The organism is Campylobacter sp. RM16187 (assembly GCF_025319965.1).
In the GTDB taxonomy this organism is placed as follows: Bacteria; Campylobacterota; Campylobacteria; order Campylobacterales; family Campylobacteraceae; genus Campylobacter_A.
Genome location: NZ_CP012549.1, coordinates 1418371 through 1440148, shown reverse-complemented (window position 1 = coordinate 1440148; position 21778 = coordinate 1418371). Strand labels below are relative to the sequence as shown.

Annotated in this window: 31 protein-coding genes; 25 read left to right on the top strand and 6 right to left on the bottom strand. The window is 39.2% G+C overall.

Annotation, left to right across the window (positions count from 1 at the left end):
- Window positions 1–28 precede the first annotated feature (28 nt).
- The 14 genes from CDOMF_RS07690 to CDOMF_RS10805 all read left to right on the top strand — a co-directional run bounded on the left by CDOMF_RS07690 (window position 29) and on the right by CDOMF_RS10805 (window position 5521).
- Window positions 29–943, top strand: a complete 915-nt coding sequence (locus CDOMF_RS07690) for an AAA family ATPase (protein WP_260951422.1) — start codon at window positions 29–31, stop codon at window positions 941–943.
- A 3-nt stretch (window positions 944–946) separates the two neighbouring features.
- Window positions 947–1141 (top strand): sigma factor-like helix-turn-helix DNA-binding protein, encoded by a 195-nt coding sequence (locus tag CDOMF_RS07685; RefSeq protein ID WP_260951421.1) that lies wholly within the window; start codon window positions 947–949, stop codon window positions 1139–1141.
- Window positions 1142–1366: 225 nt separating this feature from the next.
- On the top strand, window positions 1367–1732 hold the full coding sequence (locus CDOMF_RS07680; RefSeq protein ID WP_260951420.1) for a DUF4406 domain-containing protein: 366 nt from the start codon (window positions 1367–1369) through the stop codon (window positions 1730–1732).
- A 126-nt stretch (window positions 1733–1858) separates the two neighbouring features.
- A complete protein-coding gene (locus CDOMF_RS07675; protein WP_169976039.1) occupies window positions 1859–2092 on the top strand; it encodes a hypothetical protein in 234 nt (77 codons plus the stop codon).
- On the top strand, window positions 2089–2535 hold the full coding sequence (locus tag CDOMF_RS07670; protein ID WP_260951419.1) for an HNH endonuclease signature motif containing protein: 447 nt from the start codon (window positions 2089–2091) through the stop codon (window positions 2533–2535). The genes CDOMF_RS07675 and CDOMF_RS07670 overlap by 4 nt, the downstream gene beginning before the upstream one ends.
- Window positions 2532–2738 carry a hypothetical protein gene (locus CDOMF_RS07665; protein ID WP_260951418.1) on the top strand — a complete coding sequence of 69 codons (207 nt, stop codon included), beginning with the start codon at window positions 2532–2534 and terminating at the stop codon, window positions 2736–2738. Before CDOMF_RS07670 ends, CDOMF_RS07665 begins: the two co-directional genes overlap by 4 nt.
- Window positions 2729–3217, top strand: a complete 489-nt coding sequence (locus CDOMF_RS07660) for a host-nuclease inhibitor Gam family protein (protein ID WP_260951417.1) — start codon at window positions 2729–2731, stop codon at window positions 3215–3217. Before CDOMF_RS07665 ends, CDOMF_RS07660 begins: the two co-directional genes overlap by 10 nt.
- Before the next feature lies 1 nt (window position 3218).
- Complete coding sequence (locus tag CDOMF_RS07655; RefSeq protein WP_260951416.1) at window positions 3219–3470, top strand: hypothetical protein; 252 nt, start codon at window positions 3219–3221, stop codon at window positions 3468–3470.
- A 33-nt stretch (window positions 3471–3503) separates the two neighbouring features.
- Window positions 3504–3803 (top strand): hypothetical protein, encoded by a 300-nt coding sequence (locus CDOMF_RS07650; RefSeq protein WP_260951415.1) that lies wholly within the window; start codon window positions 3504–3506, stop codon window positions 3801–3803.
- A gap of 271 nt (window positions 3804–4074) precedes the next feature.
- Window positions 4075–4302 carry a hypothetical protein gene (locus CDOMF_RS07645; protein ID WP_260951414.1) on the top strand — a complete coding sequence of 76 codons (228 nt, stop codon included), beginning with the start codon at window positions 4075–4077 and terminating at the stop codon, window positions 4300–4302.
- Window positions 4303–4755 (top strand): regulatory protein GemA, encoded by a 453-nt coding sequence (locus tag CDOMF_RS07640; RefSeq protein ID WP_260951413.1) that lies wholly within the window; start codon window positions 4303–4305, stop codon window positions 4753–4755. It begins immediately after the preceding gene.
- A 32-nt stretch (window positions 4756–4787) separates the two neighbouring features.
- Window positions 4788–5009 (top strand): NrdR family transcriptional regulator, encoded by a 222-nt coding sequence (locus CDOMF_RS07635; protein ID WP_216656295.1) that lies wholly within the window; start codon window positions 4788–4790, stop codon window positions 5007–5009.
- Complete coding sequence (locus tag CDOMF_RS10810) at window positions 4984–5325, top strand: hypothetical protein (RefSeq protein ID WP_336296817.1); 342 nt, start codon at window positions 4984–4986, stop codon at window positions 5323–5325. The genes CDOMF_RS07635 and CDOMF_RS10810 overlap by 26 nt, the downstream gene beginning before the upstream one ends.
- The gene (locus CDOMF_RS10805; RefSeq protein WP_336296816.1) at window positions 5258–5521 is read left to right on the top strand and encodes a phage virion morphogenesis protein; all 264 of its coding nucleotides are present in this window, start codon (window positions 5258–5260) and stop codon (window positions 5519–5521) included. The genes CDOMF_RS10810 and CDOMF_RS10805 overlap by 68 nt, the downstream gene beginning before the upstream one ends.
- A gap of 221 nt (window positions 5522–5742) precedes the next feature.
- Here the strand turns inward: CDOMF_RS10805 and CDOMF_RS07625 are convergent, their stop codons facing one another.
- Genes CDOMF_RS07625 through CDOMF_RS07605 form a run of 5 tightly spaced genes read right to left on the bottom strand, consistent with a single transcriptional unit; the run spans window position 5743 to window position 10753 of the window.
- Entirely contained in the window at window positions 5743–6999 is a 1257-nt protein-coding gene (locus CDOMF_RS07625) for a phage head morphogenesis protein (protein ID WP_260951411.1), read from the bottom strand.
- A complete protein-coding gene (locus CDOMF_RS07620; RefSeq protein WP_260951410.1) occupies window positions 6992–8494 on the bottom strand; it encodes a DUF935 domain-containing protein in 1503 nt (500 codons plus the stop codon). Before CDOMF_RS07620 ends, CDOMF_RS07625 begins: the two co-directional genes overlap by 8 nt.
- A gap of 8 nt (window positions 8495–8502) precedes the next feature.
- Window positions 8503–10050: a phage terminase large subunit gene (gene terL / locus CDOMF_RS07615; RefSeq protein WP_260951409.1), complete on the bottom strand. Its 1548-nt coding sequence runs from the start codon at window positions 10048–10050 to the stop codon at window positions 8503–8505.
- A gap of 3 nt (window positions 10051–10053) precedes the next feature.
- Window positions 10054–10275 (bottom strand): hypothetical protein, encoded by a 222-nt coding sequence (locus CDOMF_RS07610; protein WP_260951408.1) that lies wholly within the window; start codon window positions 10273–10275, stop codon window positions 10054–10056.
- Window positions 10276–10285: 10 nt separating this feature from the next.
- A complete protein-coding gene (locus CDOMF_RS07605) occupies window positions 10286–10753 on the bottom strand; it encodes a DUF1804 family protein (RefSeq protein ID WP_260951407.1) in 468 nt (155 codons plus the stop codon).
- A 128-nt stretch (window positions 10754–10881) separates the two neighbouring features.
- Here CDOMF_RS07605 and CDOMF_RS07600 point away from each other — a divergent pair, with 128 nt between their 5' ends.
- The 8 genes from CDOMF_RS07600 to CDOMF_RS07565 all read left to right on the top strand — a co-directional run bounded on the left by CDOMF_RS07600 (window position 10882) and on the right by CDOMF_RS07565 (window position 15142).
- A complete protein-coding gene (locus CDOMF_RS07600) occupies window positions 10882–11679 on the top strand; it encodes a phage protease (protein ID WP_260951406.1) in 798 nt (265 codons plus the stop codon).
- A 17-nt stretch (window positions 11680–11696) separates the two neighbouring features.
- Window positions 11697–12584: a Mu-like prophage major head subunit gpT family protein gene (locus tag CDOMF_RS07595; RefSeq protein ID WP_260951405.1), complete on the top strand. Its 888-nt coding sequence runs from the start codon at window positions 11697–11699 to the stop codon at window positions 12582–12584.
- Between the two features lie 10 nt (window positions 12585–12594).
- Window positions 12595–12891 (top strand): hypothetical protein, encoded by a 297-nt coding sequence (locus CDOMF_RS07590; RefSeq protein WP_260951404.1) that lies wholly within the window; start codon window positions 12595–12597, stop codon window positions 12889–12891.
- Entirely contained in the window at window positions 12827–13150 is a 324-nt protein-coding gene (locus CDOMF_RS07585) for a hypothetical protein (RefSeq protein WP_260951403.1), read from the top strand. The genes CDOMF_RS07590 and CDOMF_RS07585 overlap by 65 nt, the downstream gene beginning before the upstream one ends.
- A complete protein-coding gene (locus tag CDOMF_RS07580) occupies window positions 13147–13503 on the top strand; it encodes a hypothetical protein (protein ID WP_260951402.1) in 357 nt (118 codons plus the stop codon). The genes CDOMF_RS07585 and CDOMF_RS07580 overlap by 4 nt, the downstream gene beginning before the upstream one ends.
- A 143-nt stretch (window positions 13504–13646) precedes the next feature.
- The gene (locus CDOMF_RS07575; protein WP_260951401.1) at window positions 13647–14318 is read left to right on the top strand and encodes a hypothetical protein; all 672 of its coding nucleotides are present in this window, start codon (window positions 13647–13649) and stop codon (window positions 14316–14318) included.
- A gap of 111 nt (window positions 14319–14429) precedes the next feature.
- Window positions 14430–14894 carry a hypothetical protein gene (locus CDOMF_RS07570; protein ID WP_260951400.1) on the top strand — a complete coding sequence of 155 codons (465 nt, stop codon included), beginning with the start codon at window positions 14430–14432 and terminating at the stop codon, window positions 14892–14894.
- 71 nt (window positions 14895–14965) lie between these two features.
- Window positions 14966–15142: a hypothetical protein gene (locus CDOMF_RS07565; protein WP_260951399.1), complete on the top strand. Its 177-nt coding sequence runs from the start codon at window positions 14966–14968 to the stop codon at window positions 15140–15142.
- 18 nt (window positions 15143–15160) lie between these two features.
- Here the strand turns inward: CDOMF_RS07565 and CDOMF_RS07560 are convergent, their stop codons facing one another.
- A complete protein-coding gene (locus tag CDOMF_RS07560) occupies window positions 15161–15352 on the bottom strand; it encodes a hypothetical protein (protein WP_260951398.1) in 192 nt (63 codons plus the stop codon).
- Between the two features lie 54 nt (window positions 15353–15406).
- Between CDOMF_RS07560 and CDOMF_RS07555 the strand changes: the two genes are divergently transcribed.
- From CDOMF_RS07555 to CDOMF_RS07545, 3 genes are read left to right on the top strand one after another with little or no spacing between them, the layout of a single operon-like run.
- The gene (locus CDOMF_RS07555) at window positions 15407–19954 is read left to right on the top strand and encodes a tape measure protein (RefSeq protein ID WP_260951397.1); all 4548 of its coding nucleotides are present in this window, start codon (window positions 15407–15409) and stop codon (window positions 19952–19954) included.
- A complete protein-coding gene (locus CDOMF_RS07550) occupies window positions 19947–20903 on the top strand; it encodes a hypothetical protein (protein WP_260951396.1) in 957 nt (318 codons plus the stop codon). Before CDOMF_RS07555 ends, CDOMF_RS07550 begins: the two co-directional genes overlap by 8 nt.
- On the top strand, window positions 20900–21778 hold the full coding sequence (locus CDOMF_RS07545; protein ID WP_260951395.1) for a hypothetical protein: 879 nt from the start codon (window positions 20900–20902) through the stop codon (window positions 21776–21778). The genes CDOMF_RS07550 and CDOMF_RS07545 overlap by 4 nt, the downstream gene beginning before the upstream one ends.

Sequence of the window (21778 nt, the reverse complement as noted above, 5' to 3'; positions counted from 1 at the left end):
TTTTAAAAATATAAAAAAAGGAGTAACAATGGATATAGACCTTATAAGATCCGAGCTAAGAAGCTTTATAAGTCAAACTTCGATCTCTCAAAGCGCTATAGCTAGAGCCATAGGCGTCAGCGCTACACAGATCAGTCAGTTTTTAAACGGAAAATATCCGGGCGATAATGAGAGCCTCGCCACGGAAATAGTAAAAGTGATGAGAAATCATAACCAAAAAGCGCTTAAAAAAGGCAAAGATGACGAAGATGAAAATTTCACTCCGTATTATACGCATGATTTTTCAAGGGCGATGTTTGTGATAGACGATGCCATAGAAGATCGCGAGATGGCGGTTATCTACGGAGAGCCGGGTACAGGCAAAAGCGTGATAATGAAAGCCGCAAAGCAAAAATATCCTAATGCGGTGCTTATAGAAGCCACGCTAAATACCAATGCGGCGGCATTTTTGGACGAGCTGATGCTAAAGCTAAATTTGAGCCTATCCGGCAAGAAGGCAAACGATAAACATAACACTATCGTGGATTTTTTAAACAAGCCAAATACCGACAAGGTAATCTTAATAGACGAGGCTGAACATCTAAGCGTAAGAAGTCTTGAAGATCTTCGCCGTATCAATGACTTTACGCAAACTCCTATAATATTTTGCGGCACACACATCCTCATCAACAATTTACGCGGTACAAACGGCGAATTAAAGCAATTATACAGCAGAATATGCGGTAAGTGGGTAATGCGCGGACTTGGTAAAGATGAGTGTGAGAAGATTTTTAAAGCTCCATATATTTTTAAATGGAGCGAAAATGCAAACGGCTACGCAAATTTCAGAATAAGCGCAAAGCTATACAAAAAATCTCTAAAGCTAGCTCGAAATGAAAACTGCGAAATGGATGAAAAAATAGTGGAAGAAGCTAGCGAGATGATGATACTGGGTGACGAATAAACAATGACCCACGCGGAGATAGCTAAGATTCTTGGCGTCAGTAGCGAAAGAGTGCGCCAAATAGAGCGCACCGCTATCGCAAAGCTATCACATCCGAGAAATAAAAAGGCGTGGGAAAGCATAAAAGAGACTATGGCGATGCTAGAGATACAAAGAGCTAAAAGAGCCGCACAAAGCGTAGAAGGAGAGATGAGATGATAAGAGGTATTATGGCGTATTACTCAAAGAAATTTTACGGAGTTAGTTCAGACGGTTTTATATTTGTAAAAGGGTGCAATAAGCTGGTTGATGTGGTAAAAATTTAAGCGCTTGTATAGCGTGATAGTTGATTTTTCAGGCGCTTTACGGAGCGTCTTATCTTCATAGCGAAGTCTTGCCGTGAGCGAAGCGAAGCGGAAAGTCAATCAAATTTAAAGGAGTCAAATGGAAGAGACTAGAGTCTATGTCGCCACACCTTACGGTGCGCTTAGATGTAGCGATAATATGCGTGATTATCTTGCGCAAAACATAGCCAAAGAAGAGTGCGCCAAGATAAGAAGGGCAGGATATGAGCCTGTAAGTGCAGTGCAGCAGCTTGCAGGAAAATTTAACGAAGACACACAAAGAGATGAGGCTTTAGAAGCTGGGATTGAGCTACTTGAAAGCTGCGATCATATCTATATGAGCACTCATCCGGATAGTAAAAATTCTAAAGGCATGTCCGCCGAGCTTGATAGAGCAAGAGAGCTAGGCATAAGCGAGCTAGTGCTAAATAAAGACGGCTCGGCTGAGCTTGTGCTAGGTATTTAAGCATGGCGCTACGTATCATAAAAAAGAGCAAGAGATCCAAGGCTAAGCTTGGAGTGGCTTTTCTTTATGGATACGTTTGCTCACATGCTTTTGCGTGTAAATTTAATTATTTTAAGGAGTATTAAGATGGCAACAAAAACAAGCATCGCCGATCTTAATAATTTGCTGTTTGAGCAGATGGAGAGATTAAGAGATGATGAGTTAAAAGGAGATGAATTAAAAGAGGAGCTTGCAAGATCTCAAGCGGTAGATAATATCGCAGGAAAGATACTCGATCTTGCGGAATTAAGCCTAAGGGCTGCTAAATTCCAAGCCGAAAACGGCATAAAACAACCTACTATGTTTCTGGACTCAAAATGAGAGACGAAAGAGGAAGATTTGTAAAGGGCTATGCCTCTTGGAATAAAGGCAAAAAAGGCTATATGGGAGCCAACAAAACAAGCTTTAAAAAAGGACATGTACCTCAAAACCATAAGCCGGTAGGCACTATAACACTAAGAACAAGCCACAAGCTAGACGAAAAATACTACTGGATAAAGATAGCAGAGCCAAAAACGTGGAAGATGCTACATGTTTATATATGGGAGCAAGCAAATGGAATAGCCCCAAAAGGTTGCTGTGTGATATTTAAAGACAAGAACACTCTAAATGTAAAGCTTGAAAATTTAATGCTTGTAAAAAGAGGTTCTTTGGCTGTTTTAAATAATAAATTCCCGGACTGTCATTCGGAGTTAAAAGAAACAAGAGTCAAGCTCATAGAGCTAAAACAAACAATAAATCAAAGAGAAAGGAGTATTGTATGAGCAGATCAATATCACTGCTTGCAGCTATGGGACTTGTGTTTGATAGTCCATTGCTTGATGACGTAGAAATGCCAAGAAGGAGATCTTCACTGCCTCATAGGGCTAATTTCAGAGTAAAAAGAACCAAGGGCAAAAGAGATCTAAGTCAAAGAATAAGAGCTAACAGAAGAAAATCAAATTTAAGGAGTAGAAGATGCAGATAAATAGTTTTAGCGATGTAGATATCGCTTTAAAAAGACTTTGTGAAGTAAGTGTAGGGATTGAGAAAATTAACGGCGAAGTAACGCTTGAGTGCAACCGCATCAAAGAGTCAAGAAAAACAGAGGTTGAAAGGCTGGAAAATGAAAAGAGCTTTATAGAGCAGCAAATAACTCTTTTTTGCGAGGATAATAAAGCCGAATTTGCCGAAAAAAGAAGCAAGGAATTTACCTTCGGAGAGATTGGATACCGAATAAGCAAAAGTGTACGCGTACCAAACGTAAAGGCAAAGCTTGAAAGTCTATTAAGCTCTATAAAGGCTTTTGGATTAGCCAAAGAGTGCATAATATATGAAGAAAAGCCTAATAAAGAGGCTTTAGCTGAGTTAAAAGATGAAGACTTGGTAAAACTTGGACTTAAAAGAGTTGTTAAAGATAACTTTAGAATAGTGCCAAAGATAGAGAGCTTGGAGATAAAGGCTTAAGATGAATGCTTTTTTGATATCCGGTTGGCTGCTTAATTTATGCGGACTAATTCTTTTGCTCAAGCTAATTGACGGCATAAATATTGAAACACAAAGAAAAAACAAGCATCCAATGGTAAGTCTTATAGCTATCATGCTAATGCCTTTTTTAATGTTTTTAATTTTTTGGTTCGTTTTACATATATCGGCCGAATATGAGTTTGACAGAGAAAGGATAAACAATAGGCAAATAAGCCCTTTAATAAGCTTTTAAACATCTTTTAAAGGCTTATTAAAAGGTTTTAAAATGCATCCAAAAATAGGTGATACGGTTCTTACCAAGAATAAAAAGCCGATGCTGGATAGAGATAAAAATATTCTGCACTACGGTGACATTATATATTGGGAAGTAAGTCAAGGCGTTATAGACGAGTGTATTATTTTACATAACGGCAAAACAGCACTAGCCTTATTAACAACGAGTCGCTGGTACGGCGATAATGTATTTAATGTTGATAGTTACGGAAAGGCTTATGTTTTACCGTTAGACAATGGAGCTAGGATGCAGATAACGCTAAAAAACGATTTTAAAACAAAGGATAGATGATGAAAAAATACAAAGCTGTCATCCCGCTTAACAAAGATAAGGTTATTAAGCGGGTATCGCAAAGAAAAGTAGTTAGAATTCTTGGTCTAACAACCCTTGTTCGGTGAGTGTTTGTTTGATGTCCGGGCGCAGTTCTGCTACATACCTTAATAGCCTTAAAAAGCTATTGTTTGACATATCTAGTAGCTCTAAAAATTGTGCCGGATTCTCGGCTTTAGAAGCTAAGTCTATAACTTTTAAGCGGCAAAAGCGTATATGCAGGGGGTAAAATTTGAAGTTTAAAACAAGCAAGAGTCTAACTACCAAACAACGAATACATATAGATAATTTAGCAAAGCGCAGAAGAGATTTGTATCAAGAGAGGCTAAACAGTGTTTTGTCTTACGATCTTGACTATTATAGATTTAAAAACGGCAAGCTAAATATCTCAAAGATGGCTAGATGCACGGGCTTTAGTCGTAGTTTTTTAACTAAACATTTATGGTTTAAAGGATTATAAATGACACGCTCTCAAGAGATATATAGAAAGCAGCTTTTAGCAAGAATTCACACTCATCCACAATATAAAATCATCAAAGATAATGACGCATGGAGCGATTGGCTATCGGTTAGATTTGGCGTAAGCAGCTCAAAAGAGCTAAGCTTAAAAGAGTTAAACAAGATCCTTGATATTTTAAATAACAAATGCGAGGACGAGATAGATATAAAGCCTGATTTTACCGGGCGAAATATGATAAAAAGCGATAAGATCACAACCAAGCAAAATCAAAAGATATATGTGCTAGCTAATGAGCTTTGTTGGGATGAGATGAAGCTGCTAAGATTTGTAAAAAGGCAGATAGGATACTATGTGCTTACTCTAAAAGCTCTAAGCAAAAAGCAGGCAAATAAGGTTATCATCGGTCTTGAAGCAGTCATAAAATCAGAGGTTAAAAAGAGAAACAAGGCTTAAAGACCTGTGGAAAATTTTAAAAAATCGATAGAATGCTTGCCATATTACAATGGAGGTGTTTTATTTTTTGCCCATATTGTGGATATGAAAAGACTAGAGTAAGCGCTACGGTAAAGGGTCTTGAAACAACTCGCTTTAGAAAATGCGATAGCTGCGGTAGGACATGGACTACTATAGAAATCGTCAAACAAAACGACGAATACCTTGAAAAATTCATAAGAGCAAGAGATGAGTATAGAAATAAAGGGGCTTGATGAGATTGAAGCTAAATTAAAAAGGCTTGAGGAGCTGAAAAACCTAGATAAAAGCGATTTTGATACGATTGGCAATATGATCCGTAACAAGATAGAAAGATCCTTTGAAACAGAAACTAGCCCTTTTGGCGAAAGATGGAAACCCATAAGTGCAAAAACCGCCTTAAGATATGCAGGCGGAAGAAAAAGGGCGTATACAAAGAGTGGAAAAAGACAGAAAAAGGGATTTTTAGATAAATTTGGTGCCGGTGGATCAAAAAAAAATACTAAGGCTAAGCGGAGATCTGGCCGACAACTGGCATATAAAATCAACTAAAAACAGCGTAACTGTATCAAATAATAGCTCAAATAATGGTTTTGCATACGGACTTACTCATCAATTCGGAAGCTCAAAGCTTAATATACCCGCTAGACCGTTTTTGCCAATAGATAGAAACGGAGAGCTAGAACCCAATCTAAAAGAAAATATACTTAAATTTCTAGACAAGAAGCTAACGAGCGAGTTTAAATAGCATTAGTCAAATTTTGGTGATTTTGGTATAATATAAACGGTAGTTGATACCGATAACGTAGTATTCGGCAGTCCCGACATATGAGCGGATTAAGGCTGGTATTATGGGTGCAACTCCCACCGCTACCGCACTTTTATGGTATAATTCTATAAAGATCAAGTAGCTATGCACCAGTATAAGGTAGGTGAGTGGATTTACACGTATGGCGGTTCGAGTCCGCACTACTTGATCCTAACATATATCTTTTCTCCTTTTTTATCTACTTGGTCTAGCATTGTTCTTAAATTAAAAAATGGAATTTTTGTAATCGTAGCAATAAAGTTATCAACATGAAATTTCTTCAAAACATAATCAAGTCTTACTACTGCATAATTTACTGTTTTATCATCTTGTAAGCTTTTGTAAAAATAGAGCAAATTTCCCTTTTCTTTGTCATAATAAACATGTTTAGCTTTATAAAATACTTCAACTACAGCTTTTATTTCAGCCACATTCGGCTCTTTTGTCTTTGGTTTACTATCTCTGGTAATATGTGAAATCGTGTTTTGATATATGGCTATACTATTAGCCTTTGGTGTTATACCTTGATTATTTAGGGCTTTTTTTATTTTTGGTCTCAACTCTCCCACTTGAACTACTTGAAAAGCTTTATCTTTAATGATTGAGCCGCTAATCAGAACTTTTAGCATATCATTAAGCCCTTGCTGCCAAACATAAAGCTTTCGATCTTGCTCTAGGGTTTTAAGCTCCGATAGTGCAGCTTTTGCAAGAGCGGAGTCTTTATCTATTTTTTTAATTTTTTCTTTTAAAATTTTATCCTTGTTATCGGCTTTGCCTACATTATAAGCCCAGTCTTTATCGGCTATATTTAAAGGAATGCTTTTAGACACTTGCCAGCCTTCGCTTTTAAGCTCATCCTCTGTTAGTACTTGAACCTTGCACCTACATCCCCAGTCGTTAGGCGGATAGTTTTTGTCCCAAAATTTATCGGTTTTTGGAAGTATGAGCCCATGTAGTTTTTTGTGGTTAGGGCGAACTCTTGAGTCAAGTATGGCTACATACCTAAAATACTGCGCATACGAGTTCATTTGGCTTTCGTATCTAGCCTTTGCAATACTTACCCTCATGTTTGTATTAAATATGCGCCTAAGACGCCTTGAGCCTACGTATATCTGTTTTGTTTCGCCGGTGTTCGGATTGGTTACGCTTACATCGCCTAGCCAGCCCTTTTTGGCAAGTAAGGGACTTATGTCTTTTTGCCACTCGCTAAATCTTTGTCCCTCTTTATATGCCTCGCTTAGGCTTTTTTGTATGTCATTAAGAAGATCTATTTTAGTGATTTTTGCTACGGTAAATACTCTGCTGTGAGCCTCATGCATAATCTCATCATAATCAAAATGAAGCTCCGACTTTCTGGCTTGTAAAAATTTAACTACATTTTCAGGCTTTGCAAAAAATGATAAAGCTACGCTACTCATCTATATTTCCATAAATTTCAGCATTTGCAATAGCGTTAAACATAATCTCTTCAAGCTTTGAAGTGTTTACATCTTTATACATTTGAGCAAGCTTGCTAAAGGCATCTTCATAGCTTTTGCTCTCTTTTAAAAGGCTGTTTAAAGAGCTTTCAATATCTTTTAAAATATCCTTTTCGTTCTCACTAAAATCTTTGCTTGCAATAGCAGCATCTATATTGTCTATAGGCAACTTCGCAGACGGCAAAGCCGTCCTTACGAGCGGTGGCGTTGCCCCCTGCACCCCTACTAAAGACGTGTCCGACTTTGCGGACTGTCGTTTTTGGTTATACTCCAAGCTATTTTTCGATACCTCTTTTTTTTCTAAAATTTGATCGCTATTTTTAAGTTTAAGCCCTTTAATTTTAAAGGTCTCTTCCATAAACCCTACCGGGATCTCATATCCCATGTTTGTAATCTTTTCATATACCGTGCTTAGTTTCTCTTCATCAGCTTCAAGTCCGGCGTCTAGGATAAATTTAAAGGCGGCTACGTTTGCGAAATTTAGCTTTAACACTTCTTTTATAAAAGAGTGCATACTAGCGCTTAAAAGCATCGCATCAAAACGCAAAATATCTTGCCTTATTTCGTTGTGTACCTCTCCTAACGCCCTGTTTCCGTTTGCTTGAACATTGCCGGCTAAGGTTTGCCCCGTGATAAGCTTGCTTATGGCATCATCGCAGTATTTTATAAAGTCTAAAAAAGTGGCTTTATCGACATTGCCGCTAAGTAGCTCCACAAGGTCGTTCTTTGAGAATAGTCCGACTCCGTTAGCTCTTAAATTTATAGCCGCTTCAAGTATGGCTTCGCTTTGTTTTTCATCATCTACAGCATCACTTTTGACAATAAGCGGCGGTACGGACAATGAGTCAAAAAAACTCATATATTTTGAGATAGTAAGATGTTTAAGAGCCGTAATTACGACAAGCTTATACATTAGGCTTTGAGTGATAATATCTCCGCTGTCCGTTGGATGGTGGTGTAACCAAAATTCATCCCTTGTATCTATAAAGATTTTATTTATATCCTGCTTGAGATAGAGTCTATCCTCTCTGTCCGTGTTAAAAAAGGCATGAGATACAAATCTAAATTTAGGCAAGATCTTGCCGTCTACACTCTGCCACTCTTTGATAAAAGGCGCAAACCCATAGGCGATACCTGCCGTACAGTCAAATAAAAATCTTTTAAACCAAATATTTTCTATCAGTGATAAAACGAATTCGTTTTGTTTTTTATCTTCGCTTTCAAAAAATAGAGGCAAGGACGAGACATATACTCTTCTTTTAAAGAGCTCTGATCCTATTTGAGAGTCCGCTGCTCTAAAATACTCAAATACTCTAACTAAAGCCTCAAGATTTTGGCTATCTATAGCGGTTTTTATATCCGAATAATCTACTCTAATAATCTTTTCTGTCTTATCGCTTGGCTTTAAGACTATGGTTCTTTTTACCTCTTTCATTTTCTCTCCTAGTTGTATCTATTTTTTAAATTTATAAGCGCTTTGCTCTTTTTCTTTGAAAGTCTGTTTATGGCTCTATAGTCGGCTATGGCAACCGATGAAGCTATCCTAAATGCCATTTCACTGGCATCAAGCAAGTCATCATGCGGAGCCTTTGGATATGTATCAAGCTCTTCTATGAGCAGATTGTTATCTACGCAAATAAGCACGGTTTGATCTGTTACATATGGCGCAAAAGCGTCGAGTCTTAGCTCTTTTGATACAGAATTTTTTAGCTCGCAAACACTTAAAACTATGCCTTTGTTAGCAAATTCCTCTTTTAGCTTGTCTTTGAAAAATTCTTGAAAGGCGATAGTTTCAATGGCGATCTTGATGGGTTTGCCATGCAATAAAAGTCTTAGATAAAGCTGTATGATTTTTTCTATCATAGCATCAGGCTTTAGCTTGTAGCCTTTTGTATCAAGATAGTATTGCTTGTCTTTTTTGCCAAGGACGGCTAAAGCGAAATAATCTCCTCTGCTCTTTCCAAGAGCCGGATCTATACCTATATAGTAAGCATCGCAAGTAGGCATAACTTCGTAAGTTTTATAGCCTGAGAATATAGCGCCGTCTTTGCTTAAAGGTTCGTTTTGATACTCGGAATAAAAGCTCTCTTTATCATCAAAAAATTCGGTTAATATAGTGCGCTTATCCATACTCTCGTCGTCAAGCTTCATGTTTATAATTTTGGCCGTGGATATGTTGCTCTCGTTAAGATCGTCTATATTATCCGGGAATTTCGTAATAAGAGGAAAGTTATAGGATATAAAGGAGTTAAGTCTTTTAATCCTAGCCAATAATCCGTCATGATGCAGTCTGGTTCCTACTACAATGATATTGTAAGTTGTGCTCTGTCTTGCAGGTAGCTTTAAAATAGCCTTTCTAAACCACTTATAAAGCTTATCTCTTTGAGATGCGCTCTCTACGTTCTCATCGTTTTCTATATCGTCACAAGTGATTATATCCGGTCTTGATCCAAGAAAGTTAGTACCGCGTATCTTTTTGCCGGCACCAAAAAATTTCATCTTTTTGGGGTTATTATTAGTATAAAAGATGAACTCTTCGCTTTTCCATTTTTTTCCTGCAACGATCTTGTAATCGTTTATGAGCTTTGAATTTTCTTCAAGCTCTGTTCTAATGGTATCAGAGCTTTCTACTGCAATATCTAGCGTTGAACTTATGATGATAGAGTATTTCTTTCTATCCGTAAGCAGCAGCCAAAGGTTAAAAAGTCTTGTAATAAGAGTGGTCTTTGCGCTGCCACGATAGGCTTCAAATAGTATTCTTCGGTTTTTAGTGCAAATTTTCAGCAGATCGCTATATATAAAAAGCCTAAATTTGCTACGCTCGTTAAATTCTTTTATCAGAGCAATATCCTCTATGCCTATTTGATGGGGGAAGTACTCCAGTACAAATTTTTTAAAATCATTTGCAGATTCTTTAACTCTTTGATCGCCTTTACCGTCTATGATATTTGGTAGGGATTTTAGATAAGCTTTAAGCTCATTTAGTTCCATTTTTTACTCCGCAGACGAGCGAAGCCCGTCTTTACGGCAAACCCCATCGGTTTGACCCCGCTCTAAAGATTTATTTGCTACTCGCAAATTAAAAAACAATGTTTTTGCTATCGCCAATATGCGTTTAAATCCTTTTAAACCCCATTTAAAAACGTTTAAATAGTTTTCATTAATACTTTGGGTTGTTTTAAAATTAAAATTGATTGTTGGGCAAATTTGACGCATTTAAACCGCCTTATTTTTTAAGCACTATTGATACAATCTCATCACTATTGCTACTAAGCCAAGCTGCTACTGCATTTTCCTTTTGTGAAACAGCTAAATTTGCAATAGATTCAAGTGTGCTTTTTGCGGCCTTTAATGCAACCTCTTTTTCGTTTATCTGCCTTGGAGCCTTTATACTCCAGTATGTTTTAGCAAATTTATGTAGTTTTTCTAATGTTTCCGGATTAAGCTCAATCTCCCCTGCCGTTTTTAAAAATTTTTCATAATTTTCAATAAGACTATTGATAAATATAGCCTCTTTATTCTCCAGCTCATCCTCACTTCTTAGATTTGCCAGTTTTAAAGCATCCCAGTCAATACCTTTTCTAAAGTCGTTTTTCTTGTGATAGTAAAAGGTTTGCCGAGTTATATTTAAAGCGGTACAAATATCGCTAATGTCTTTTCCTGCTACATATAGCTCTTTGGCAGCTTCTCTCATTTTTGTCCTTTTTTTGCAAACTCTATCACAAAAAATTTTTTAAACCACTCCAGATAACGGCTATTTAGAGTGGTTTTATTTTTGAAAGCCCTTAAAATGCGAGGTATAAAAATCTGAAAAGGATCAAAATGATAGAGCCTGAAAAAAGCCTAATAGCGCTTGAGCTAAATAGCAAGCAAGAAGGCAAAATCAAGATAAGCCCTGTTGGTACTGCTGTCCTTGGATATGACGGAAGGGTTTTTAATATAGATGGAAGCTTTGTTGTAACCAATACAAGAAGTCAAGGCGTGGATATTCTACTCGACAAAGATCATTATGATAGTGAAGCTATGGGCTGGTTTGACATAAATTCACTAGAAGCCAGAGAAGATGGCATATACGCGTCTTTAGAATTTACAGAGGTTGGGCAAGAGTTGGTAGACAAAAAACTCTATCGATATTTAAGCCCGGCTTTTGAGATTAATTATAGAGATAACGGAGTCAGAGAGGTGGTAAGAATAGCAAGCGTTGGGCTTGTAAACAGACCTAACTTATTAAACAAATCACTAAATAATAAAGGAGAGGAAAATATGCCTGAAGTAAAAAATGATGATTTGGCTTTGAAATTAACTGAAGCTAATGAGAATATTGCTAGCTTGCAAGCCGAATTAAACGCTTTAAAAACTGAAAACGAAAGCCTAAAAACAGCTTTAATCACAGAGCAAACTAACGCTAAAACGGCAAGAATTGAAGGCGCTATCAAGAATGGCGAGCTTTTACCTAATAGAAAAGAGATGGCTATGGCGCTTGAAGGAAACGCCCTAGATAGCTTTTTAGAAGTTTCAAAGGTGGAGGCGGCAGCCGTTCTAAAAAAAAGCGAACTTGATCTAAACAAAAAAGATGAGGATGGGATACATCCTGATGTAAAAGCTCAACTAGGGCTATAAAACCAAAAGGAGAAAAAATGGCGAAAAGAACACTTGATGCAGCGTATATGAAAGAAGTTTCAAAGGGATTTAAAACCATATTTAACGATGCTTTAAAAACCAACAACAGCGATTATCTCAAAGTTGCCACAGAGGTAAAGGCAAACACGGTTACGGTTGATTACTCTTGGATAGCTGATATGCCAAGCATGCGTGAGTGGGTAGGAGATAGAACGCTAAACGAACTTGCTGCATGGAACTATCAAATCAGCAAAAAAGACTGGGAAGCTTCAATAAAAGTAAAAAGAGATGTGATCGAATACGACAATCTAGGCATAGTAAAGCCAAGAATTTTAGATTTGGCTTCTGCTGTTCCCGAGCATTACAATACGACAGTTTTTGGGTTGCTTGAGCTAAACGGCAACTGCTATGACAGTAAGAAATTCTTCGCCGCAGATCACCAAGTAAAAGGTCAAAGCTTTTCAAATTTGGGAAACTTGGAACTAACCGAAGAGAACTATGAAAAAACAGTAGCCGAAATGAGTAGGCTAATAAAGGATAACGGTGCTCCGCTACGTGTAAAACCTACGCTTATAGTTGTGCCGCCTGAGCTAAAAGCTAAAGCAAAAGAGCTATTTTTAGCGGAAAAAAAGGCAAATGGTGCAAGCAACCCACTCTATAAAGAGGTGGAAATTTTAGTCTGCTATGAGCTAACTAAAAAGAAAGCATGGTATCTACTTGATACATCAAGAGCGGTTAAGCCGATCATTCTTCAAATAAATAAAGAGGCTGAATTTGTAGCTCAAGACAAGCTTGATGACGAGGCTGCGTTTATGAGAAAGGAATTCCGCTACGGAATTGATACGGAAGATAACGTCGGATACGGTCTATGGCAACAAGCTTATGCAAATTTGCCTAGCGAATAAGGAGCATAAAATGGGTAATTATGAGAGCTTTTTGGCTGCTAGAGGAATATCTAGTAATGAGAAAGAAGAGGATTTAAAATCCAACGAAGCCAAAGATTTGGCAAACGAAGATGGAAAATCAGATCAAGATGGCAATAATGAAGAAGTAGGCAATCTTGAAGATAAAGCCAAAGATGAAAATTTGACAAAAGAAGATGATAAGTCTTTGGATGATGCAAGTAAAGAAAGCAAAAAGGGCAAGGATGGCAACTCTAACTCCAGAAAAACTAATACAGCGAGCAAGGGTAAGTCTAAAGAATCCAAATGAGGTTACGGACGACGTTTGCGAGTGTGCAGTAAATGATGCCTTAGAGGCGTGCAAAGATCGCAACGTGCCTTACTTTGCAGCGGAAGATTTTGCATACATAAGGCTAAAAATTTATTTAAAAATTGAGCTTGACGAGACGGATGTCATGCTTTATGAAACGGCGCAAAAGGCGATCAAAAATGCACCATTTTTAAGCAGTGACGGCGCGCTCGTATCGGCTAAATTTTATAAGAGTCAAAATAGAAAGAGCGTAATATGAACTCAATTACCGAGATCGCACGCGATTTAAAAAGCGAATTTGACCTAATCGAGCTAAGCGGAGTCGAAGCCCTCGATCAAAACGGAGACTATATCGTATTTGACGGGTTAGAGAGCATTGACGATATTAGCGACTATGCGATTTTTAGCGTAATTATCGCTAGAAACACGCTTGTAGGCGAAAAAAGCGGGGTTTTAAGCAAGATAGACGAGCTTAGAAGAGATCTGTTTAGATTTGGAGCTAAACAAGGCGAAAAGATCGTGTTTGGCGCAAAGGCGGCATTTGTAACCGGCACGCTTTATTGCGTGCGGTTACAGATAAAAATCAAAATTATAGGCTTTGTAGAAGCCTAATTTTAGCAACAAGGAGAAAATCATGGCAAAACCAGCAACGCGACGCCCAACGGGCGGGGTTTCTAAAAGAGGAGCGACGCAAATAAATAAGATAATGAAAATATCGGTAGTGACCGAGAATAATAAATAAAAGGAGCGACGAGATGACAAAAGAAAAAATAGCAAGACTGGCAACGGCGAAAGTAAGCTTCATAGCTCAAGATACGAGCGAACAAATAGATTTAGCGTATCAACAAAGCGTAAGCCTAAATAGAACCGTAGAGAAAAAAGAGCTGCTAAGTAACGATGAGAGCCTAGGCGAAAGCGTAATGGAGCTTGAGACAAAGAGCGAATATACCTTTAGCACCGAGATTGGAGATATCAGCTTAGAAAATCTTGCGCTTTGTTTTAAGGGCATAGTGGAAGAAAAAACATACTCTGCGGGCGATACGTTCTTTAACGGCAAGACTATCAAAGCTCACACCGAAGAGTTACAAGTAGGAGACGTAGCGCTAAAGACAAAGAAGATCTATATTGCGACAGAGCATATGACGGCAGGTAGCTTTGATGAGAAAAAATGCGCGCCAAGAACATATCCTAATAAAATGAAAACTATCCTGCCTCAAAAGAAAGCAAACGCGCTTGGCAGAGTGATAGTTGACGGCATAAATTTGGCTACGGGCAAGGCTCAAATTCTTGTTATCCCGCTCGTAAATTTAAGCTTTGAAGGAGATATTAGCGTAAGCGGAACCGAGTTTGCCAAGCTAAGCTTAAAAGGCAAGGTGCTAAAAGCTAAGGGCGAAGAGCTATTTAGCTTTATGGACGCGGCTGAATAGGTGCGCTACCGCGCTAAATTTAGCAATACTATAATTTAGCTCGCAAATTGCGAGCAAGTCTTTAGTGTTGCTTCTTAGGTCGGTTTTGCCGACCGCTAAAGAAGGTAAAAAATGAGAACTAAATTTCCGTTTAAAATCAGTATTGACGATCAAGAATTTTCTTTGGAATACAAAGAACTAAACAAGGCGGGCGTAAAAGCCCTAACCGATGAGATCAAATCCATAAAATCAAAAACCGACGAGATTGAAGCTATCAAAAGCGATATACAAGCTCTTGAGGAGAAAAAGAGCCTTGATATGAAGCTTATAGATGCACTTGAGGGCGAAGAAAAGGTGGCTGCCATAAAAGAGGTTAAAGCCGCAATAGCTCAAATTTGTGCGCTAAATAAAAAGCTTAAAAAAGCAGGGGAAGAGGAGCTAGATATTGACGTAGTAGCTAAAAAGAGATTTGATATGTGCGTAAGCGGTGCGGACGCGGCGGCGTTGGTTAGTTGTATAGAAGCTGCGGGTATCAGCTATACCTCGCTAATTGGCGAGATTGATAAAGCTATCGAAAAAGAGCGCTCAAAAAAGTAGAGCGCGTCCTTGCTTGCGCGCAGTCAAGCTTAAGCTCTGAGGAGTTCGGGCTTGATTATTATGAGACGCTTATGATGAGAGGGCTTAACCTCTCATCGGTTATAAAGCAAGGATTTAACGGCGGATACTTTGAGTGTGATAGTTTGGTGCTAAAAGCCTTTTGCAAACGCTATAAGATTGATTTTTTATGGATGTTTGAAATTTCAAAGCGCTACTGCGGCGTTGTAAATAAAAATTTGGGGGAGTGAGATGAGACTTAAGTATGGTTACGACTTTTGCGCCGTAGTATCCCATATGATTTTTAAAGCTAACCAGCCTACTAATACGATTGCCGTCGCACCAAGTCTAATTAGTCCCTCGGAGCCTAAATTTAATAGCACCGCTAGACCGAATACGGCTGCAATAGTAGCGACGATCCATATGGTAAGTTTATATATAAGATCAATCAAACGCGCCATTTTAACTCCTTTATTTTTATCTCATTATATCAAAAATCTAATAAAGAGTAAATAATGTCGGCATCTAATGATATAAAAATAAAGATAACCATAGACGGGGATAGTAAAAACGTAACACTGGTTAGAAACGAGATTAATAAGCTGGGAAACAGCATAAATAACGTCGATACCTATGCAAACGCGCTTAGAAGCACTTTGGGTAAATTCGCCGCCGTAGGATTTGCAATAAACGGGTTAAGCGATGCTTTTCATAAGAGCGTAGCTTCGGTTGATGCGCTTGCAAACGCTACCGGCAGGCTTAAATTAGTAACTAAGAGCAATGAAGAGTTAAAGGCTTTAAGCGCGCAAATTTTAAACGTAGCAAATAGTGCGCGCGTAAGTTTTACGGAGACTACCGATCTATATACCCGCTTTGCAAATAATCTTAAAAATAGCGCGGTTTCGGCTAAACAGATGGTCGAAGTTACTGAGGCCGTAAGTAAATCTCTTATTATAAGCGGCGCAAACGCACAGAGTGCGAATGCTGCGTTAATCCAGCTATCTCAAGGACTAGCGGCGAACTCTTTGCGCGGACAAGAGCTGGCTTCTGTTATGGAGCAAACCCCGCGCTTAGCTCAGGCTATAGCCGACGGAATGGGCGTAACCATAGGACAGCTTAGAAAGCTTGCAGAGGAAAATAAGCTAACTACCGAAGTAGTATTTAACGCCCTATACAAGCAAAAAGAGGTTATAGAAAAAGAATTCGGACAGATGCCCGTAACTATCGGTCAAAGTATGGTGGTGCTAGGCAATAACGTTCAAACCTTTTTAGGTAGGCTTAACGAGGCTTCGGGCTTTACTAAGGCACTAACTACCGCAACGCTTGGACTGGGTAGCGCTTTAAACGCTATTATCCCTTATGCAGGCGCTATATCGGACGGCATATTAACGCTGATCGGTTCGCTTGCTATATATAAAACCGCAATAGTAGCCGCGGCTGCAAAAAATGAGCTTTTTAAAAAGTCGTTAACGGGGGGTTATGTAAGCTCTTTTGCGACCTCTTTATCAAATGCCAAAACGGCGAGTGATTATTTAAGGGTGGGTATAGGCGCAACTACGGTAGCACTAGGTACGCTAAGAACGGTTATGGCAAGCGTGCTTCCCGTAGCGGGCATTATGCTGGCTATTGAAGCGCTCACTAAACTAGGGTCGTTATTTGTCGGCGCAAAAGAGCGCAACGAGGAGTTTAAAAAATCCCTTGAGCTAACCAATGAAGAGATAAAAAAGCTAACCATAAACGAATTAAACGCTCATATGGCAAGATTAACGGCAGAGCAAGACAAGCTAAAAGACTCTTTAGATAAAACTAATGATGCGATGCATAGGCTATCAGAAGAGATAGATGACGAAGAGTTAAGGGATCAAGCGTTTGGAGCGGTAAGCAAAGGCGCTAGCGTGCTTGAGGGTAAGCTATCTGCCGTAAGCGAAAAGATGCAGATAATAAAAGATCAAATTGACGCTCTATCAAATCCAAACAGCCAAAAAGGTCAATTTTTACAGGCAAATGCGGTTATAGATAAAATTCTTGACGATAATAAAAACATAAAGACGAAAATAGATCTTGAAGACGCTATTAAAACGGAGATAGAAACATTAACCAAACTTAGCGAGCTTAGCGGTATCACCTCCGAAAACGAGCGAAATTATCTAAACGCCAAGGAAAAGACGCTAGCTAAGATCATAAAGCTAAACGATGAGTATGAGAATTTCGGTAAAGAAAAAAGCCAAAAAGGCATCAAGAGCTTTAAAGATAACGCTAATGCCCTAAAATCAGCCCTAAAAGAGATAGCCGAGGTTGATTTTAGCGACGTCGAAAGCAAGACGCAAAAAGTATTCGATCGCTACAATGAAATGCTAACTCTTGGCATAGGCAAAGATAAGGCGAACCGATTCCTTGACGCAAAGCTTTCGCAAATCGCAGACGAGCACATAAAGACGGTAGAAAAAAATGAGGCCGAGGCGATAGCTAAGCGGCTTGAGTTAAAAAGCGAATACTATAAGACCATAGGAGATATGGAGAGCGCTTGGCAAATAGAGAAGCGAAAGCTTATAGAGAAGTATGAAAATTTAACGCTTAAAAACGGCGAAAAGATAACCAAAGAGCAGCTAGATAAACTGCTAAAGATGGAAGAAAAGAGCTTTAAAGAGGGCTCTAAGATCGCTAAAAATTCATTCAAAGACATTAAAAATTCTTGGTCCGATACCGTCTCAAGCATGCAAAAGACCGTAGAGGACGGATTTTTTAACTTCTTTATCGGCAAAACAAAATCGCTTAAAACGGCGCTCAAAGACATCGACACGAATCTATTTCGCGATATGATTTCTCCGTATGCGCGCACCTTGTCGCAAGGTATATCAGGCGGCTTTGGGGCGCTACTTGGCGGCGGATCAAATTTAGCCTCCATCGCTTCAAATCTCGGCCTCGCCAAAAACGACAGCGGCGGCTGGAGCGGGCTTGTCGGTGGCACCACAGTAGAGCTTAGCAGCACAGGGCAAATTTTGCGCGGAGCGGACGCTTTAGATAAGGACACAACAAATTTATTAGGCTCTATCTCGAATTTAAAAACCGCATACTCTGCATTTACTGGACTATTTGAGGGCGGATACTCAGGGTTTATATCCAACCTCACTTCAAACCCGGCTCTAGCCGCTAAAGGCTGGCTAAATGGTTTGGGATATTCTAAACTAGGCACCGCTGTATATGATTTTGGAGCAGGAGCACAAGGTGTGCTAACTAATAGCTCTATGCCCGCATACTTTTCTACAGGTGGAACCGTAAGTCCATCATATGTGGCAGGCGGTGCTTTCGCTGGTGCGGGTATAGGCTATGCCGCTGGAACTTTAGGAGACTGGCTTACAGGCACACAAACCAAAGCGGGCTTAGGCGGGGCAATCGGTGGCGGTATAGGTGGCGGTCTTGCTTCAGCTGGGCTAATAAGTAATCCTGTAGGCTGGGTAATAGCTGCGGTTGGTCTTGTCATAGGATCATTTATATCAAAAGCTAAACAAACTGACGCGGGATTGTTTTTAAGAGCAGCGATAGGTGCAGCACTTGATGAGAAGATAGACACAGGCGATATTCAAAAATACACCGAAAAAACAAAAAAGAACTGGTGGCGAAAAAAAGTAAGCTGGGAGTATGATGCTTTAGATGCAAAAACAGCCGCACTATTAGAACAAAGTACAAAAGCGGTGCAAATGTCATTACGTGGCATAAGTGCTACCAACGGACTAGTCTTAAGCGCAGGACACTTTAGTGCAAATTCTTTCTTAAACGAGAACTTGGCACTAGGGGCTCTAAGCAGTTTTACGGGTCTAGCTAGAAATATTGCATTGGAAGACTCTCATAGAGCTACTATTAAAAAATGGAATTTATCTAATATTTTTGTGGGTCCCGGCTCAAAAAAAATATTTGACAAGGCTGGCAAACTAATATCAAACACGCTTGGAGACAAAGCCGAAAAACTTCTAAGAAAAGGTGCTTTGATTGGTGGCTATGGAATGGCTCCACAACTAGGGCTAATTAACAAAACCGATGATATAGCCAAAACTCCAGCGCAAATTGAAGCCGAAAATGCTCGCTTAGTTGAAATGCGAAAAAGCTTTGAGGCTTACGCTAAAGAGCAGAAAAAACAAGTATTAGAGGTAATAGTTGAGAGCCTAAATACTGTCAATCAATCAGTAATAGACATAGAATTGAGTGATTTAAAAAACCCTATCTTAAAAGCGGCAGTATCAGTTGAAAAAGCGATTGATGCATTTAGTTTAGCGACCGACAATTCATTTGGCGAGATAGGCGATATTCTTCAGGTTTCAGCCGAGAGTTTCAAAAATAAATACCTAGAAGCCCTAAGAAACGATTTCACTAAAGAAAATGTTGATAAGTGGAATGCCGCTAAAATAGCATTTGATGCGGCTAGAAAAGCCCAGGAAGACTATACGAAAGCGGTCATATCATTCACTCAGCAAACAGCACAAACTCAAGGCGGGTTCTATCAATCTCACGGAATAGATACAACATTTCTTGCATATCAGAGCATACACACAAGACTTCGTGCAGTAGTGGGGGCGCTTGACAATGAGCTTGGGGATTTAAAGCTAAACGGAGGAAATCCTGCTGCTTGGAGCGATGCACTCAGAAAAATGACCGCAAACCAAATGCAAGAATTCTTAAGTAGCGGGAATACCGAACTAAGAAAAGAGCTTGTAGGTATCATCACTGAATACAAAAATGTCGTCATGGCGAATGGTGGCAAAGAGGGCTGGATTAAGCCATTAGCAGACCTTGAAGCTGTCAATAAACAAATAGATGCGCTAAAGCTCGCCAAACAGACAGAAGAGACCCTTAAGGCTCAGCAAGATCAAATTCAAAGAGAGATGAATATCCAAAGAGAGCAGCTCTCAATCCTAAATTCTCAAAAAGCGGCGGTTGAAAAAATAGGCAACATAGCGCAAAGAATAAGAAATCAGGTCATAGATAATACTACCAGCCCTATTAATTACGCTAACACACTAATGGCAGCAAAAGAGGCATATACAAAGGGTGATTTCAAAAGTGTTTGATGATCTAAACGAGGCTGCAAATCATCAACAAAGATATTTCGAGGATACGCTTGAAACGTATGAAGAATATAAGCTAAACATGCTAAAAATGGCCGGTGAGATAGAGGCAATATCTCAAAAAACTACACTGGCAGACATAAATAAAGCCATAGAGTATCTACAAGAAGAGATAGATAAGGCAAGCAAAAAAGCTCAAGAGATGATGAAGCAGACCAACTCGTCTCTTGAGGCGCAGCTTGCAGCACTTGAGGCGCAGCGTATGCAACTAATTCAAAATTCCCAAACTCAAATCAGCGCTCTTGATAGCCTGCTTGGCACAAATAGTCCAATGGTGAGATATTTACGTGATGTGCTTGAAAAGCTCATCACCAAAAATATGCCGGATGGCGGCAAAAAACCAAGCATACCAAACTATACCGGTAGCGCAGCAAATATCAACAATGGTGTCACAACGGCAAACGGTGCACTCATAATAACTGCACTGGATAGACAGATCAACGATGCATATCTATCAAATCTGGGAAGAAGCGTAGAACAAGCAGGGCTTGAATACTGGAGAGAAATAATACAAAGTGGGAAACTATCTATATCGGCTCTTGGGGCTGAGCTTATTAGGGGAACCACAATAATAGTAGGAAGCCCTCACAAGCAAGACTGGATTGAATATTACAAATCGCAAGGCATAAAGCCTTTTGCAGAAGGCGGTATCGTAACCAGGCCTACTATGGCTCTGATAGGAGAAGCCGGATACAGCGAAGCGGTACTACCGCTTGATGGGCGCAAACTTCAAATAGACACAGGAGATGATTTTAAGCGGCTGGCAAGCAAAAGCGATAGGCTTGAAAGAGTGATGGATGAAGTGGCAAAAGGGGTAAGGGAGCTCGTGGTGTATATAAGAGGAGTAATGACTGAAGACGGCGAAGCAATACAGACAAAGGTAATAGCATGACAGTAGTAGATAGGGTGGCATACACAATAGTAAATAATAACGCCCCTATAGATACGACTCCGGCTTGGCAAAGCGGTACCAGCTATCAACCTGATACAAAGGTCAAGTATAAAGATCAAATCTATATATGCGCCATAGCGAATCAAGGTAGTGTGACTCCTGATAAGATGGTAAAAGAGTGGGTAAACGTAGGAAATCCAAATGAAACAAAGTTTCAAGATAAATTCATAAACACACAAACAACAAAAAGCGACGGAAATCTTGAAATAACCATAAATGTACCAAGCAGCTTTATAAATGCATTTGCTCTTTTTAACGTAGATGCAAAAAAAGTAAGTGTATTTGACAACCTCAATGATCTTATATTTGAAAAAGAGATGACCGAAAGCGAGCCTATATCAAACTGGTGGCAATACTTTTTTGGAGCGGGTTTTACGTATAAAAGCGATATTTGGTTTTTAAGCGAAATTGACTACAACGAAAACATAAAAATAGTCATTGAGCCAAACGAAAAAGGTGCAAATTTAGGACACCTTGTAGTAGGAAAACAGATCAAAATAGGCGACACAGAGGCGCAATTTAGCATAAAGATAATCGATTTTTCAAAGGTTAGCAGAGATCCTTACGGAAATCTACATATAAGAGAGGGTAAAAAAGCTAAATATGCAGATGTAAACGTAATAATGCCCACATCTCAAGTAGATTTCAATAGACAAATTTTAGCAAGTCTTGAAAAACCTGCATTGTTCGTAGGCGATGAAAAGAGCGGCGGATTTGAGAGTCTTACAATACTGGGTTTATACGAAGATCTTGAAATCATAGCCGAAAGCGGAGAATACAGCACCACAAAACTAAGCATAGAAGGAGTAGTATAA